Annotated in this window: 14 protein-coding genes; 8 read left to right on the top strand and 6 right to left on the bottom strand. The window is 64.5% G+C overall.

The annotated features are described in order from the left end of the window. Window positions 1-7: 7 nt before the first annotated feature. From fabG to gmk, 6 genes are all read left to right on the top strand, one after another. Window positions 8-745, top strand: coding sequence for a 3-oxoacyl-[acyl-carrier-protein] reductase (gene fabG, locus KHP60_RS15095; RefSeq protein WP_213565148.1), 738 nt, complete (start codon window positions 8-10; stop codon window positions 743-745). Window positions 746-979: 234 nt separating this feature from the next. After that, entirely contained in the window at window positions 980-1,216 is a 237-nt protein-coding gene (locus tag KHP60_RS15090) for an acyl carrier protein (protein ID WP_009764365.1), read from the top strand. Between the two features lie 68 nt (window positions 1,217-1,284). Beyond that, window positions 1,285-2,547 (top strand): beta-ketoacyl-ACP synthase II, encoded by a 1,263-nt coding sequence (gene fabF / locus KHP60_RS15085; protein WP_213565147.1) that lies wholly within the window; start codon window positions 1,285-1,287, stop codon window positions 2,545-2,547. 225 nt (window positions 2,548-2,772) lie between these two features. Next, window positions 2,773-4,137, top strand: a complete 1,365-nt coding sequence (mltG, locus tag KHP60_RS15080) for an endolytic transglycosylase MltG (protein WP_213565146.1) — start codon at window positions 2,773-2,775, stop codon at window positions 4,135-4,137. A 92-nt stretch (window positions 4,138-4,229) separates the two neighbouring features. After that, entirely contained in the window at window positions 4,230-5,117 is an 888-nt protein-coding gene (locus KHP60_RS15075; RefSeq protein ID WP_213565145.1) for a YicC/YloC family endoribonuclease, read from the top strand. A gap of 4 nt (window positions 5,118-5,121) precedes the next feature. Beyond that, window positions 5,122-5,772: a guanylate kinase gene (gene gmk / locus KHP60_RS15070; RefSeq protein WP_213565144.1), complete on the top strand. Its 651-nt coding sequence runs from the start codon at window positions 5,122-5,124 to the stop codon at window positions 5,770-5,772. A gap of 12 nt (window positions 5,773-5,784) precedes the next feature. Here gmk and KHP60_RS15065 read toward each other — a convergent pair whose 3' ends face one another. From KHP60_RS15065 to lptF, 6 genes are all read right to left on the bottom strand, one after another. Further along, window positions 5,785-6,897, bottom strand: a complete 1,113-nt coding sequence (locus tag KHP60_RS15065) for a D-alanine--D-alanine ligase family protein (RefSeq protein ID WP_213565143.1) — start codon at window positions 6,895-6,897, stop codon at window positions 5,785-5,787. A 319-nt stretch (window positions 6,898-7,216) separates the two neighbouring features. Further along, on the bottom strand, window positions 7,217-8,071 hold the full coding sequence (gene rsmA, locus KHP60_RS15060) for a 16S rRNA (adenine(1518)-N(6)/adenine(1519)-N(6))-dimethyltransferase RsmA (RefSeq protein WP_213565142.1): 855 nt from the start codon (window positions 8,069-8,071) through the stop codon (window positions 7,217-7,219). Next, a complete protein-coding gene (pdxA, locus tag KHP60_RS15055; protein ID WP_213565141.1) occupies window positions 8,068-9,078 on the bottom strand; it encodes a 4-hydroxythreonine-4-phosphate dehydrogenase PdxA in 1,011 nt (336 codons plus the stop codon). Before pdxA ends, rsmA begins: the two co-directional genes overlap by 4 nt. 15 nt (window positions 9,079-9,093) lie before the next feature. Beyond that, the gene (locus tag KHP60_RS15050) at window positions 9,094-11,589 is read right to left on the bottom strand and encodes an LPS-assembly protein LptD (RefSeq protein WP_249688806.1); all 2,496 of its coding nucleotides are present in this window, start codon (window positions 11,587-11,589) and stop codon (window positions 9,094-9,096) included. A 62-nt stretch (window positions 11,590-11,651) separates the two neighbouring features. After that, a complete protein-coding gene (gene lptG, locus KHP60_RS15045; RefSeq protein WP_213565139.1) occupies window positions 11,652-12,737 on the bottom strand; it encodes an LPS export ABC transporter permease LptG in 1,086 nt (361 codons plus the stop codon). Window positions 12,738-12,739: 2 nt separating this feature from the next. Beyond that, entirely contained in the window at window positions 12,740-13,900 is a 1,161-nt protein-coding gene (gene lptF / locus KHP60_RS15040) for an LPS export ABC transporter permease LptF (protein WP_213565138.1), read from the bottom strand. A 316-nt stretch (window positions 13,901-14,216) separates the two neighbouring features. Here lptF and KHP60_RS15035 point away from each other — a divergent pair, with 316 nt between their 5' ends. Continuing rightward, on the top strand, window positions 14,217-15,707 hold the full coding sequence (locus KHP60_RS15035) for a leucyl aminopeptidase (protein ID WP_213565137.1): 1,491 nt from the start codon (window positions 14,217-14,219) through the stop codon (window positions 15,705-15,707). Between the two features lie 67 nt (window positions 15,708-15,774). Continuing rightward, window positions 15,775-16,227, top strand: coding sequence for a DNA polymerase III subunit chi (locus KHP60_RS15030; protein WP_213565136.1), 453 nt, complete (start codon window positions 15,775-15,777; stop codon window positions 16,225-16,227). The last annotated feature ends 52 nt before the right edge of the window (window positions 16,228-16,279 follow it).

The raw sequence follows: 16,279 nt of genomic DNA, 5'->3' as shown, positions 1-16,279 counted from the left end.
GCCCTGCATGTTCGATCTCACCGGCCGCAAGGCTCTCGTCACCGGAGCCACGGGCGGCATCGGCGGCGCCATTGCCCGCGCGCTTCACGCCCAGGGCGCCACCGTCACCCTGTCGGGAACCCGGCGGGCGGCCCTCGACGAACTGGCTTCGTCCCTGGGCGAGCGGGTCCATGTGGTCGAGGCGAATCTCTCGGACAAGGATTCGGTCGAGGCCCTCGTTCCGGCGGCCGAGGCCGCCATGGAAGGGCTCGACATCCTGGTCAATAACGCGGGCGTGACCAAGGACAACCTGTTCATGCGCATGAAGGACGAGGAGTGGGAGACGGTGATTGCCGTGAACCTGACCGCCTCCTTCCGCCTGTCGCGGGCCGCCGTGAAGGGCATGATGCGCCGCCGCTACGGTCGCATCGTCAATATCGGCTCGGTCGTGGGCTCGACCGGCAATCCGGGTCAGGGCAACTATGCCGCCTCCAAGGCGGGCCTGATCGGCATGACCAAGGCGCTCGCCGCCGAGGTCGCGAGCCGCAATATCACGGTGAACTGCGTCGCTCCGGGTTTCATCGCCTCGCCCATGACGGATGCTCTGAACGAAAAGCAGCGTGAGGGAATTCTGGGCACGATCCCCATGGGGCGGCTCGGTCAGGGCGATGAAATCGCCTCGTCCGTCGTTTATCTTGCGTCCACCGAGGCCGCCTATGTGACGGGCCATACCCTGCACGTAAACGGCGGAATGGCCATGTTCTAAAGGAACTTATCGGCCTTTCCGGAATCTGTTTGCAGGTGCCGTTCACCCCTCGCCAGACAGGATAAGCTTGTGTTAAGCATGATCCCGATCAGGTCAAAGGGGTTGACCGGCGCTTAAAAATGCGGCTTTGCACGGCGCAGGGTAGCCGTTTCAGCGTTGTCAGCTGAACAGCTGATCTAAATTGATTTCTTAACCCGCCCAATTCCTGAGGCGGCAGCCACTGAGGAAAATACGATGAGTGACGTCGCTGATCGCGTGAAGAAGATTGTTGTCGAGCACCTCGGCGTCGAAGCCGACAAGGTGACCGACAATGCTAACTTCATCGACGACCTGGGCGCCGACAGCCTGGATACGGTCGAGCTGGTGATGGCGTTCGAGGAAGAGTTCAACGTTGAGATCCCGGACGACGCGGCTGAGACCATCGTGACGGTCGGCGACGCGATCCGCTTCCTCGAGAAGAACGCAGCCTAAAGAGCTGAAAAGGGCGTCGGATGACTCATTCGACGCCCGAATTTTATTGATCGATAGGGCAGGAATTCATGCGCCGGGTAGTTGTTACAGGTCTTGGCATGGTCACCCCGCTGGGCAGCGGGGTCGATGCCACATGGTCCCGCCTCGTCGAGGGAAAGAGCGGCGCGAACAGGATCACGGATTTCCAGGCCGATGACCTGGCCTGCCAGATCGCCTGTCAGATCCCGCGCGGCGACGGCTCCGACGGCACCTTCAATGCTGATGAATGGATGGAGCCCAAGGAGCAGCGCAAGGTCGATCCCTTCATCGTCTATGCGATGGCGGCCTCCACTATGGCGCTGCGGGATTCCGGCTGGGAGCCGAAATCCTATGAGGACCAGTGCGCGACCGGCGTGCTGATCGGCTCCGGCATCGGCGGCATCGGCGGCATCTACGAGGCCTCCGCGACCCTGATCGAGCGCGGCCCGCGCCGGATTTCGCCCTTCTTCATCCCCGGCCGCCTCATCAACCTGGCCGGCGGCTACGTGTCCATCGAGCACGGCCTGAAGGGTCCCAACCACGCCGTGGTGACCGCCTGCTCCACCGGTTCGCATGCCATCGGCGACGCGGCCCGTCTCATCGCGTTCGGCGATGCGGACGTGATGGTCGCGGGCGGAACGGAATCGCCGATCAACCGGCTGTCCATCGCGGGCTTCGCGGCCTGCCGCGCCCTGTCGACGAATTTCAACGACGATCCGACGCGTGCCTCGCGCCCCTACGACAAGGACCGTGACGGCTTCGTCATGGGCGAGGGCGCCGGTGTCGTCGTGCTGGAAGAATACGAGCACGCCAAGGCACGCGGCGCCAAGATCTATGCCGAGGTCATCGGCTACGGCCTGTCGGGCGATGCCTATCACATCACGTCGCCGTCCGAGGATGGCGACGGCGCCTATCGCTGCATGGCCGCGGCCCTCAAGCGCGCCGGCATCGACGTGTCCGAGATCGACTATGTCAACGCTCACGGAACCTCGACGCCGCTCGGCGACGAGCTTGAGCTGAAGGCCGTCGAGCGCATCATGGGCAATGCGGCGGGCAAGCTCTCCATGTCCTCCACCAAGTCGGCGATCGGCCACCTTCTGGGTGCCGCGGGCGCCGTCGAGGCGATCTTCTCGATCCTGGCCATGCGTGACGGCATCATTCCGCCGACCATCAACCTCGACAATCCGTCGGTGGATACGGCCATCGATCTCGTGCCCAAACAGGCCAAGCGCAAGGAGATCAACGTGGCTCTGTCGAACTCCTTCGGGTTCGGCGGCACTAACGCTTCGCTCATTCTTCGTCGCGTATCATAGCCCCTCGTGCGGAGCCGGAGGTCCGCGCCAGCGCAGGATGGCCCTGGTTCTCCGTTCGAACGATGCGCCGTTCAAAGAGGGGCATCGGACCGATCCCGGGAGTGGGGTCCACTTTCGGGCTTGATGCTTCGATTGGCGACGGCGCGTTACGGCTTTTCGCCATAATCCCTGTTAGGGTGTCGGCGGACCGGCAGGACCGCCGGCCGATACCAGAAAAGCGGCGTGATGTTCGGACGAAAGAAAAAAATCCTTCTCCCTCCTGCAGACGAATCCGACTACGGATCGGCGCAGCCCCGCTTGGCACCCAGATCTCCCAACGAGGCCATCAAGCCGTCGATGGCACCGCCGCCGCCGCCTAAGCTCCGCCGTCGCCGCAGGGGCATGCTGTCGCTTCTGAGCGGCCTGCTGACGCTGTTCGTCGCCCTGGCGATTGCCGGGATCTTCGGGTTCTCCATGGTGCAGCAGGAGGTGACGGCCCAGGGTCCACTGCAGAGCGACAAGGTCGTGGTCATCCCGCGCAATACCGGCACGGGCGAGATTGCCCGAATCCTCAAGGACGAAGGCGTCATCGATCAGCCGTTGCTGTTCCAGGCCTACGCCCACGTCAACCGGCAGCGCGGCCAGCTGAAGGCCGGCGAGTTCCAGTTCAAGGCCGGCACCAGCATCGAGGACGCCATCGACACCCTCATCCAGGGCAAGGCCATCCTGCATACGGTGACGGTCCCCGAGGGGCTGACCAGCGAACAGATCATTGCCCGCCTTTATGAGCACGAGATCCTTACGGGCGATGTGACCGAGACCCCGCGTGAGGGCTCCCTCCTGCCCGACACCTATAAATTCGAGCGCGGAACGACCCGCCAGCAGATCATCGCCACCATGCAGGCGGCCCAGCGCCAGGCCATCGAGCAGATCTGGCAGCGCCGCTCCAGCGAGCTGCCGATCAAGTCGCCGCAGGAACTCGTGATCCTGGCCTCCATCGTGGAGAAGGAGACGGGCCGGGCGGACGAGCGCACCCGTGTGGCAGGCGTCTTCATCAACCGCCTGATGAAGCGGATGAAGCTCCAGTCCGATCCCACCATCGTTTACGGGCTGGTCGGCGGCAAAGGCACCCTGGGCCGCGGCATCCTGCGCAGCGAGATCGAGGCTGCAACGCCCTACAATACCTATGTGGTCGAAGGCCTGCCGCCGGGCCCTATCGCCAATCCGGGCCGTGCTGCCCTCGAGGCGGTGGCCAACCCCTCGCGCACCAAGGATCTCTACTTCGTCGCCGACGGCTCGGGAGGCCATGCCTTCGCCGAGACCTACGAACAGCATCAGCGCAACGTGACCCGCTGGCGGCAGATCGAGAAGAGCCGTCCGGCTCCCGATGCCACCGACGTGGACCGGGTGATGCCCGATGCCGAGGATGTCCGCGGGCAGAATGGAACGACCATGCCATCGGGATTGAGAGGGACTGCCAATGCGCTCCCTCCCGGAGGACGCCCGGGGCGCGGCTTCGATGCGAGCGAGGGGACCGACAAGGACCCGCTCAAGAACAAGACCTTCGACCTGAACAATCCGAAGAGCGTTCCGAGCCTGCGGCAGCCTTGAGCCGCGGGACCCAATTCCAAATCCTTGTAATCGACTCTTGGATCGGCGCGCATTATGGTCGCGCCGATTTTCATTCCGTTTGAGGTTAGCGCATGTCCATTGCGAGCATGACCGGCTTTGCCCGCGAAGCCGGCGTCACCGGTTCCTATCAATGGGCCTGGGAGCTCAAGACGGTGAACGGACGCGGGCTCGAGGTACGCGTCCGCACGCCCTCCGGCCTCGATGCCATCGGCGAAGAGGCGCGAGGACAGATCCTCAAGGCGCTGACCCGTGGCCAGGGCCAGCTCAACCTGTCGCTCAGCAAGGCTTCCGCCGCTCCCAAGCTGCGGGTGAACCAGGATGTGCTGCAATCGCTGATCTCGGCCATCGGCGGCCTGGCCCTCCCGGACAACGTGAAGCCGGCGTCGCTCGATGGTCTTTTGTCGGTGCGCGGCGTGGTCGAGCTCGACGACGATGCCGCCGATCCGTCACAGGACGAGGAACTCGTGGCGGCTCTGAGAGCGGGGATCGGCATGCTGATCGAGTCTCTCAAGGCGGCACGGCTGAAGGAAGGAAACGCGCTCTCCGTCGTTCTCGGACAGCAGCTCGATCTCGTCTCCCGCCTTGTCGATGAAGCCGAAGCGGCACCGGCCCGTCAGCCCGATGCCATCCGTACCCGGCTGGAAGCGCAGATCGCCGAGCTGCTCGACGGCAAGGCCAATCTTGACCCGGCCCGCCTGCATCAGGAGGCGGTGCTCATTGCGGCCCGGGCGGACATCCGCGAAGAGCTCGACCGGCTGCGTGCCCATGTGGACGCTGCTCGCACTCTCCTGCAGGAGGGCGGATCCGTCGGGCGGCGTCTCGATTTCCTGGCCCAGGAATTCGGCCGCGAGGCGAATACCCTGTGTGCAAAGGCCAATGACGTATCCCTGTCGCGGATCGGACTTGAATTGAAGGCCGTGATCGAGCAATTCCGCGAGCAGGTTCAGAACGTGGAGTGATGCGGTGAGTCAAGATTCGAAGCCAGCGGTCGGCCGTCGCGGCCTCATCCTCATCCTGTCCTCGCCGTCCGGCGCAGGAAAGACCACGCTCACACGCAGCCTCGTGGATGAGCGGGCCGGCGCGTTGTCGGTTTCCGTCACGACGCGTCCGAAGCGCCCGTCCGAGATCGAAGGCAGGCACTATCACTTCATCGACGTGGAAGAGTTCAAGGCGATGCGCGATCGCGACGAACTCCTGGAATGGGCCGAGGTGCACGGCAATTTCTACGGCACGCCGCGCAAGCCCGTGGAGAGGACGCTCGCCGGCGGCCAGGACATGATCTTCGACATCGATTATCAGGGCACCCGTCAGGTACGACAGAAGCTGCCCGACGATGTGGTGACGGTGTTCGTTCTGCCGCCCAGCTTCAAGGAGCTGAAGGCGCGCCTGGAGCGTCGTGCGGAGGATGCGCCCGATGTCATCGCCAAGCGTCTCGCCAATGCCCGCATCGAGATGGAGCGCTGGGTCGAGTACGATTACGTGATCGTCAACGAAGACCTCGACCGATCCTTCCAGAGCCTCAAGGCCATCCAGGCCGCCGAGCGCCTGAAGCGCGAACGCCTCGTGGGCCTGTCCGACTTCGTCGAGGGATTGCTGGCGGAAAAGATCGACTGAGCCTTTCGTCGCTCACACCAGGGCCAATGCATTCCGGCGCTGGTGGCGGGCTATGGCGTGACCGATCAGCACTTCCATCAGTTCGCCCTGAGGCAGGCCGCCGGCCTCCCAGAGCTTGGGATACATGCTGATGGCTGTGAAACCCGGCAGGGTGTTCACCTCGTTGACGAACAGGCTGCTCTCGTTCGTCGGATCGACGAAGAAGTCGACGCGGGCCAGTCCTTCGCAGGTGAGAATCTTGAAAGTCTCGACGGCAAGCTCCTGGATGCGGCGTGCCTGGGCCGGCGCAAGGTCCGCCGGGATGCGCAGGAGCGCGCCGTCCGCGTCGATATATTTGGCGTCATAGCTGTAAAAGCCGTGACTGCCGGCGGGCACGATCTCGCCCAGCGGTGACGAGCGTACCTCGCCGGCGGCATCCTCCAGCACCGAGCATTCGATCTCGCGAGCGCCCGTGACGCTGCGCTCCACGAGCACTTTGGCGTCATAACGGAAGGCGCGCTCGCACGCCTTGTCGAACTCTTCTGCGGACGAGGCGCGGGATACACCGACGGACGAGCCCATATTGGCGGGCTTCACGAAGAGATCGGGCGTGCCGAGGGCGTCCACGGCCGCCCGGTAGTCCACGCGAGTGCGCGGCGTGAGCGTCAGGAACGGAACCACCGGCAGGCCGCCGTCACGCAGCAGGCGCTTGGCGACGTCCTTGTCCATGCCGGCGGCAGAGCCCATCACGCCCGAGCCGACATAGGGAACATTGGCAAGTTCGAGAAAGCCCTGGACCGTCCCGTCCTCGCCGTTCGGTCCATGGAGCACCGGGACCACCGCGTCGAGGCGCAGGGAACGCGACGGCACGCTGCCGTTCAGCACGATCGTTTCGCCCGCGCCTCCGGGAAGCAGGGCCACCTGAGGGGCCTCCACCGGGATTTCCAGGGACTGAGCGCCTCTTCCGCTGCCATTGCCGTTGTCGCAGAGGAGCCAGCGTCCGTCCCGGCCGATGCCAATGGGGACGACATCGTAACGGTCCGGATCGAGAGCGCGCAGAATATTGGCCGCCGACAGCTTCGAGACCTCATGCTCCGCAGAGCGCCCTCCGAACAGAAGCCCAATCGTCTTGCGCGGCTGCGACATGCCCGCTTCCTCCCCTCAGAGCCGCTCGAGGCCGCCCATACCGATCCGATCATGGAAGAGGCGCGGTTAAGGTCTCATGAAGAGGGGCCGCCCGCGCCGGTCCAGCGGCTTGATATGGCGCAGACCGTCGGCATGACGAGTATCATTGATGCCGCCCTCCCGCGTCATTGCCGGCCTTGTGCCGGTGATGGCGGCGAGCGACGCGCGTTCTCTCCGCAAGGGGGAGAATATGCCTGCGTTCCAGAGCAAATGGCCGAGGCTTTACGAGCCAACCTCTCAGGGTGAGAGACGCGGTAAAAGACCCCTAACGAAGATGTTTTCAACGGTCGCGCGTCGCATCCCAGGCATTGGCAAGCGCCACGTAGCCTTCCACAGGGATGTTCTCCGCGCGGATGGTTTCCTCGAGCCCGGCCGCGCCGATGATCGCGGCCGGGTCCGGAGCGATGGATTTCAGGCTTTGGCGGAGCATCTTGCGGCGCTGCCCGAAAGCCGCGCGAGTCACGGCTTCCAGGGCGCCGATGCGGCAGGGCAGCGGGTTGGCGCGGGGGGTGAGGTGAACCACGCTCGAGGTGATCTTCGGCGGCGGCACGAAGGCGGAAGGCGGCACGTCGAAGAGGATGCGCGCCTCCGTCCGCCAGCCGCAGAGAACACCCAGGCGCCCATAATTCTTGGGGTCGCTCTCGTCCGCCACGATGCGCTCGGCCACCTCGCGCTGGAACATGAGGGTGAGCGAAGCCCACCAGGGCGGCCACGCGTCGCCGGTGAGCCAGCCGGTCAGGAGGGCGGTGCCGACATTGTAGGGCAAGTTCGCGATGATGCGGACGATCCCGTCGCCGACCAGAGGGCGCGGGTCGAATTGCAGGGCGTCGGCCTCGATCACGTCGAGGCGGCCCGGATATCGTGCGGCGATTTCGGCGAGCGCCGGCATGCAGCGGGTGTCGCGCTCGATGGCGATGATCCTTTTAGCCCCGGCTGCGAGGATCGCCCGGGTCAGGCCGCCCGGTCCGGGGCCGACTTCGATCACTGTCGCGTCTTCGAGAGATCCCGCGGAGCGGGCGATACGGCTGGTGAGATTGAGGTCGAACAGGAAATTCTGGCCGAGCGACTTCTTGGCCATCAGTCCATAGACGCGCACCACCTCGCGCAAAGGGGGAAGGTCGTCGATCCGGCTCATGGGCACCCCAGGCGGGCGGCGAGCCTCAGGGCCGCCATGAGGCTGTCGGGGCGGGCGACGCCCTTGCCGGCGATGTCGAAGGCCGTGCCATGGTCGGGCGAGGTCCGCACGAAAGGAAGCCCGAGAGTGACGTTGACCGCCTCGTCGAAGGCGATGGTCTTGATCGGGATCAGGGCCTGATCGTGATACATGGCAAGGGCCGCATCGTAGCGGCTTCGGGCGCGGGCATGGAACATGGTGTCGGCCGGCAGGGGACCTGCCACCTCGATGCCGTCTCCGCGCAGGATCCCGATGGCCGGGAGGATGACACGTCGGTCCTCCGCACCCATCGTGCCGTTTTCGCCGGCATGCGGATTGAGGCCTGCGAGGGCGAGCCTGGGATCGGCGATGCCGAACCGCTCCCGCAGCTCTCGGGCGACGATCCGCCCGGTGAGGACGATCAGGTCCGTGGTCAGGGCCGAGGGTACGTCCGCGAGGGGAATGTGGACCGTGACGGGAACGACGGCGAGTTCCTCGCTCCAGAGCATCATCACCGGATGATAGCTCTCCGTTCCACCTTCCGCAGCGAGAGCCGCGAGGAACTCCGTATGGCCCGGATGCCGGAAGCCGGCCTCATAGAGCACGTGCTTGGCGATGGGGTTCGTCACGACAGCGGCCGCCGCGCCCTCTCGGACGAGGCGTACGGCCGTCTCGATGGATTCGATGACGGACGGGGCATTGGCTGGATCGGGCCGCCCCGGCTCGGCGGAAACCGGGACATTCAGCGGAACCACCGGGAGCGCGTCCGGAAAGGCGGATTGGATCTGCCTCGGCTCGACTGGTGCGATCGGGATCGTCCATCCGAACGTCTTGGCCACCCGGGCGAGATGGTCGGGATCGCCGAGGACGGCAAAAGGCGGGAGAGCCGATTGATCCCGCTCGAGCCAAGCCCTCAGGCCGAGTTCCGGCCCGATTCCTGCCGGATCACCTTGGGTAAGCAGGAGAGGGCGTTGGTTTAAACCTGCCACCGGGCCACTGCCCCATCATTCATCGTCAGTGCCGCTAAGATTCTGAGAGTAGCCCACTTCACCAAGAGACCGGAACTCGAGGCTGAAGGCGATGGTGTGGTTCTGGTTCTTCTCACCCGAGTTCCGCACCACCTCGCGCGGGGTCACGCTGTAGCTGATCGAGAAGGTCGTGCACTCGTCCATATAGCCCAGGCCCAGGGACATGCCGCCGACATAGACGACATTCTCGCGGTCGTAGACTGCGTCGGGATTGGTCACGAGTTGGGTGAGATAGGTCTCACGCGCCAGGAGATAGCGGTCGAGATCGAGGAGAACCGAGCCGGTCACGTACCAGTTCGGCGAGATGTCCCACCGGGCGGAGCCGAGCAGGCCTTCGCGGCGGAGCGGGAAACCGATGGCGGGCTGAGCCTCGTAGCGGGCATAGGTCAGCGAGGTCGACACCGGCAGGTACGGATTGAAATTCGCCCGGAAGCCGGCTTCGATCCGGTTGATGCCGAAATCTTCCTGGTCGAAGCGCGCACGGGTCACGAGGGCGAAGCTCGAATTCGGGGAGATCTGGAAGCGGCCGACATAATCGGATGCCCGCGAGTCGAGGCCCGAATCGAGCCCCACATTGGCGAGATCGCCCTGCCGGAACGAATTGCGCCCGGCGAGCTGATAGGACTGTCCGAACAGCACATTGGCATAGAAATCGTCGGCGCCGGTCACGGTGTACTGGACACCGAGATTGGCGCGCACGCCGCCTTCGGCCCGGTCGTAGCCGGAGAATTTATCCCAATCGAACAGGGACGTGTCGTCGAACACGAGGCTCTGGGCGTCCTCGTTGGGGAGGCTGCCGATCCCGGTCTCGTTCGGACGGGCGATCACCTGCGCGATCGGCTCGAGGATCTGCTGGCCCGAGGTCCCGAGGCTGGCGATGAAGGGATAGCGATACTCGAGACCGACGGCCGGCATGGCGCGGAAGAGATAATCGTCGTCCGCGTCGGTGAAGTTGCCGAGTTGGGCGTTCTGGTACCCGTTGAAATCCGGAGAAATCCAGAACTGGTCGGCCCTGACATAGGCGAACGGCGTCCAGACCTGGCCGATCGGGTCGATGAACTCACGGCGCCAGGACGCGGTGACCGACGCGCGGGAGGTCGAACCGCTGATGCCGCGAACGAGGCAGGATGCGGGATCGAAGACGATGCAGGTCTGAGCCACGCCGTAATAGGTGGTGTTGGTGACCGATAACGGATCGTACTGAGCGGCCTGGCGCGAGAGGCTCGTCACGTTCACGTCGAGGGCGAACTCGCCGCCGATGGTCGGGGGCGTGAAGCGTTTGTTGTAGTCCAGGACCGGAGCGACGATGGGCTGCTGCTTCTGCCATTCGTTGCTGGACAGGGTCTGGAAATAGTAGCCCCGCACGTCGAAGAAGGAGCGGTCGCCCTGGCCCTGGAGATACAGGGTCGAGATCGATTCCTTGATGTAGTACGCGCTGAGGCTTTCGCTGCGGATCTTGTAGTTCGACAGGAACCACTTGTCCGAGAGCAGGGCGATGTCCCAGCCCCAACGCCAGTTCTGGTTGATGTGGAAAAGGCCGGTCGTCTCGAGCGAACCGCGGAAGTCGCGATCTCCAGCCCCATAGGGAGGCTGGAGGAAGGCGTCGGGCTCCTGCTGCGAGATGCCGGCGGCCCGAACGGTGTAGACGCCGTTCTCGAGCCGGTGGCGCCACTCGGCCTGGGCCAGAAGGCCCTGCCGGCTCAGGAAGGTCGGGCTGATCGTCAGGTCGTAATTCGGTGCGATCGCCCAGAAGAACGGAACGGTAGCCCCGTAGCCGATCGAACTGGAATAGATGTAACGTGGTGACAGGAATCCCGTCTTGCGCTTGACCGTCGGATCGGGCGTCCAGAAATAGGGCAGGTAGGCGACCGGAATGCCGAGGAGTTCGAGGGTCGCATCCTCGTAATAGATCGTCCGCTCGCTGTTGTTGTGGATGATCTTCGCGGCCTTCACCTGCCAGAGCGGCGGGCGTTCCGGATTGTCCTTGCAGGGTTCGCAGGCGGTATAGGTGCCGCGCTCGAAGACCGTCGTCTCGCCCTCGGCACGCTCGGCGCGTGGGGCGGAGAAACGGGTCGTGAGGGGACGGCCCTGCTCGACGGTGGTTTGAACCACCCGCAGAGAATCGATGAAGCCGTTCTTGAAGTCGTCCGTCAGCTCGAATCGGTCACCCGTGGCGACGGTTCCGGTGGCATCGGTCAGGCGGGCATTGCCTTCGGCGAAGACGCGGCCGGTATTCCGGTCGTAGGTGACCCGGTCGGCCTGGAGCGTCCGGCCCTGATAGTTCATCTGGACGTCGCCGGAGGCGGCAATGGTGTTCCGGTCGTTGTCGTAAATGATTTCCTTGGCGTCGACGAGAAGCCGGTCCTCGCCGGATCCGGACTGGGCGCGCGCGCCAATGGCCTCGTTCAGGGTGGCCTGGGCAAGCGCAGGCACAGACCCAGCAGCCAACAGAGCCGCTGCGACCGCAGACATTGCGATCGTTGTCTTAAGCCGCCGCATCCCCACTCCTTCGCAAACCTTCTTGTCGAGGCCGGTCAGCCGTCCTCTTGGTGCAATAACGCCAAGGTCCCTAACAGACTGCCTACTACAGCCGGGAACCAGGCCGCAACAAGGGAACTGATGATTCCAGAGGCGCCAAGCTCCGCCATAAGCTCCGTGGCGACATAAAGCATGAACCCGGCCGCGACGCCACCCAGAACCATCATGGCTACACCGCCAAATCGAAAGAATCTTAACGAGACGGATGCGGCCACGAAAACCATGGCGATGAAGAGCAGGGGACGGGCCAGAAGCAGGTCGTAATGGAGCTCGTAGGTGGTGGTGTTGATATCCGCCTGCTCCATGCGGTCGATCGTCTCCTTGAGGTCCCAGAACGGGACCGCGTCGGGATCGATGAAGCTCTGTCGAACCTGCGAGGGCTGGAGGCTCGAGGCGATCAGGTAACGGTCATGGGACTGGGGCTCCTCCGTAGCCGAGAGGATCCGGGCCTCCTTCAGCTCCCAGAAGCCCTCATGCAGGGTCGCCTCCTTGGCTTCTACCCGATGGGTGAAGGTCCCTGCCTGATCGAAGGCGTAGACCGTGACCCCATAGAGGGTCGCCGTGTCGGTGGCCGAGCCGTCGCCGCGGAAGATGGCCTGACCGTCCTGGCTCCTCTGGCGGATCCAGATCGGCTTCTCCCGGGTCTGAACGGCGCGGGAAAAAGTCTGTGTTTCCAGGGCGGAAGCCCGCTGCTTGAGGACGGCCGAGACCGGGTTGTAGACGGTCACCGACACGATGCCGATCAGGAGGGCGATCAGGAGCCCGGGCTGCAGGAACTGCCATGCGGAGATGCCGGCCGCCCGTGCCACAACCAGTTCCAGCTTGCGGCTGAGCTGGAGGAGCGCTGCCATGCTGCCGAACAGCACGGCGAACGGCATGACCTGCTCGGCGATGGCCGGAGTGCGGAACAGGGCGAGCTGGGCAATCACCGCGGGCGTTGCGGCAGGCGCGTCGCCCGCCCGGCGCATGAGTTCCACGAAGTCCAAGGTATAGACGAGGGTGAAGACAGTCGCGAAAACCAGGAAAATAGTCTTGATGAACTGGCGCGAGAAATAGAGCCCGAGGGTGCGGCCGATCAGCATGGTCAGGCCTTCTGAGGTGCGGGGGAGCGCGACGGAAGCAGATTGCGGATGGCCGCCTGAAACTTCGCCTGTGCGGATCGCATGGCCGGTCCCTTGAAGATGAACAGCAGGCCGACGAGGATGCCCGCCAGAGGCACGCCATAGACGGCGATCACGGCCGCCGGTGTCCGGGCAACGGCGCTTGATGCGGCAAAGCCGAGGATTCTCAGGAGCACGATTGCAACGACCGCGCCGGCAATGGCAAGGCCGCGGCCCTGACGGGTCGTCCGGGCTTCGCCGAGGGCCGCGAAGGCGATGACCATCATGGCCAGCGGATAGAGCCAGGACGACAAGCGATCGTGCAGCTCGGCTCTGAAACGCCCCTGCTGCTCCTGGTAGAGGAGCTCGTTCTTGTCAGGGTACAGGAGCTGGGTGGTGCTTCGCTCGCGCGGCTTGTAGATCACCTCTCCGCCTTCCTTGTTGAAGGCGGAGAGGTCGACCGCATAGCGCTCGAAGGCGACGATCGACGAATCGCGGCTGTTGGGCTCCTTCCGCTGAACGCTGCCCTTCTGGAGCAGGAGATAGGCGTTTCCGCTCTGCTCGACGGTCTGGCCGCGCTCGGCAAGGTAGACGATGGCTTTGTCCTTCTCCCGCAGATCTTCCATGAAGATCCCCAGAAGGGCGTCTCCCGCGCGTTCCCGGTAATGGAACGTGATGCCGTTCTCCAGGGTGATGAACTGCCCTTCCTTGGCCATGGTGCCCACGAAATCCGCCCTGATCTTGGTGAACAGCTGGCGCATTTCCTGAAAGCTCGCGGGCATGAGATAGACCGAGATGATGGCCACGACCGCGCAGACGAAGGCGGTCAGGGCCATGAAGGGCCGCAGGAGGCGCTGCGGCGGCATGCCGCCGGCGCTCATGACGATCAGCTCGGAATCGCCGTTCAGCTTGTTCAGGGTATAGAGGGTGGCGAGGAACAGGGCCACGGGCGCGATGACACTGATCAGAGCCGGCAGGGACAGGCCCGTCACCGTGAGGAAGATCATGAGGGTCTGACCCTTGCCGGTCAGCAGGTCGAGTTCGCGCAGGGCCTGGGTGATCCAGATCACGCCCGTCAGGGCGACGAGGCATGCGGCGAAGGCGTTGAAAGTGTTTTTCAGGATGTAGCGTTCGAGAAGTGTCATAGAGCCCTTCGCCCCCGGGCGGTGGAGCCCTGGGTATCGTGTCACATGATCTCAGGCAAGGCGGCTGTTTTCAACAGCGCGAGATTGCGCCGATTTCACGGCGGCTTCCCGGTGCCTTAGAACATCGGACCCGAAAGTGGAATCCACTTTTGGAACCCATTCGATGTTCCTCGCCTTGACGGGCCATCGTTCGGGCGGAGAGCCGGACCCGCTTTTTCCGCACGATGCGCCGGCCCGCCATATGATATATGTCCCAACCGTCAGCGTCGCAGCCGGCCTGAAGACCGGCGATCTGCACCGAAACAAAGAGGATTTCATGGCCGCCAGCTTCAAGATCGACTTCCAGGCCCACGGCAAGGTCGAATCCGGCGATCTCATCGTCTTCGTCGGGAATAATCTCAAACCCACGGCTGCCGTTGCCAAGCAGCTGGGCCAGAAGGCCGTCGACCTGATCGCCAAGGCCGCGGCGGCCGAGAATTTCAAGGGCAAGGCGAAATCCGCCATGTCCATCGTGGTTCCCGCCGGCCTGTCGGTCGACCGGCTGGTCGTGATCGGAACGGGCGGCGAGAAGGACCGAGCCAATGTCGACTTCGTCCAGCTGGGGGGCCTGATCGCCGGCAAGGTGAACGGCAAGCTGGCCACGGTGGTGCTGGACCTGCCCGGGATCGACGTCGCGCCGGACGCGGTCGCCGATATCGCGCTCGGCATCCAGCTGCGCCGCTACAGCTTCGACCGCTACAAGACCAAGAAGGACGACAACGATTCCAGGAATGGCGGCCGTCTCGTCCTCAGCGTGGCGGATCCCGCCGCGGTCAAGAAGATCTACAAGGCCCGCGAGGGCGTCCAGCAGGGCGTCGTCATCGCCCGCGACCTCGTCAACGAGCCGCCGAATGTCCTCGGCCCCCAGGAGTTCGCTGCTCGCGCCCAAGCCCTCACCAAACTCGGCGTCGAGGTCGAGATCCTCGATGACAAGGCCATGAGGAAGCTCGGCATGCATGCGCTTCTCGGCGTGGCGCAGGGCTCCGTGCGCGGCGGCCGGGTCGCCATCATGCGCTGGAACGGGGCCAAGGCCAGCGACAGGCCCATCGCCTTCGTCGGCAAGGGCGTGGTGTTCGATTCCGGCGGCATCTCCATCAAGCCGGGCGCCGGCATGGAGGACATGAAGGGCGACATGGCGGGCGCGGCCTGCGTCGTCGGCCTCATGCATGCGCTCGCGAGCCGCAAGGCCAAGGCCAATGTGGTCGGCGCCATCGGCCTCGTCGAGAACATGCCGGACGGCAACGCCCAGCGTCCCGGCGACATCGTCACCACCATGTCCGGACAGACCATCGAGATCATCAACACGGATGCCGAAGGGCGCCTCGTGCTGGCCGACGTGCTCTGGTACGTGCAGGACCGCTTCAAGCCGAAGTTCATGATCGATCTCGCGACCCTGACCGGTGCGATCCTCGTCGCCCTGGCGCAGGAATATGCGGGCCTGTTCTCGAACAACGACGAACTCGCGGACCGCCTCACCGCGGCCGGCAAGGCGACGGGCGAACGCGTGTGGCGCATGCCGCTGGGGCCGGAATTCGACAAGATGATCGAATCCAAGTTCGCCGACATGAAGAACTCGGCTGGCCGCTTCGGCGGTTCGAGCACTGCCGCGGCGCTGCTCCAGCGCTTCGTGAACGACGTGCCCTGGGCGCATCTCGACATCGCCGGCACCGCCATGGGCTCGCCGGCGACCGAGATCAACAAGGGCTGGAGCTCCGGCTGGGGCGTGCGCCTCCTCGATCGTCTCGTGCGCGACCATTACGAGGCTTGAGGATGGGAGCGGAAAGGACCTCGCACGCAGTGCAACCCTTTGCGGCGGCAAGGGATTGTGATCACCGATGACCGAGATCCTTTTCTATCACCTCCAGCATCAGCCGCTCGAGGCCGTGCTGCCCACGCTCCTGCAGAAGACCCTGGAGCGGGACTGGCGTGCCGTCGTGCAGGTGACGACCGAAGAGCGCATGTCGGCGCTCGACGATCACCTATGGACTTTTACTGACGAAAGCTTCCTGCCGCATGGCACCGATCGCGAGGCCCATGCGGCGGACCAGCCGATCCTCATCACCCTGTCCGGCGACAACCCCAACGGCGCCTCGATCCGCTTTCTCGTGGAAGGTGCGGATCTGCCCGGTGACATCACCGCCTACGAGCGCCTCGCAATCCTGTTCGACGGCAACGACATCCAGGCGCTGGCCTTCGCCCGTGACCAATGGCGCGCGGTGAAGGAAGGCGGCCACGACGCGACCTACTGGCAGCAGGACGAGCGGGGACGCTGGCAGCGGAAGGCGTGATGGCGTTGACAGAAGGACATGCTCGATAGCCCTTTCCTTATGGGTTGGCCGC

It is taken from the genome of Microvirga sp. 3-52, assembly GCF_018383585.1.
Taxonomy (GTDB): Bacteria; Pseudomonadota; Alphaproteobacteria; order Rhizobiales; family Beijerinckiaceae; genus Microvirga.
Note: the sequence above shows the minus strand (reverse complement) of the source record. Positions and strands in the feature narration are given on the sequence as shown.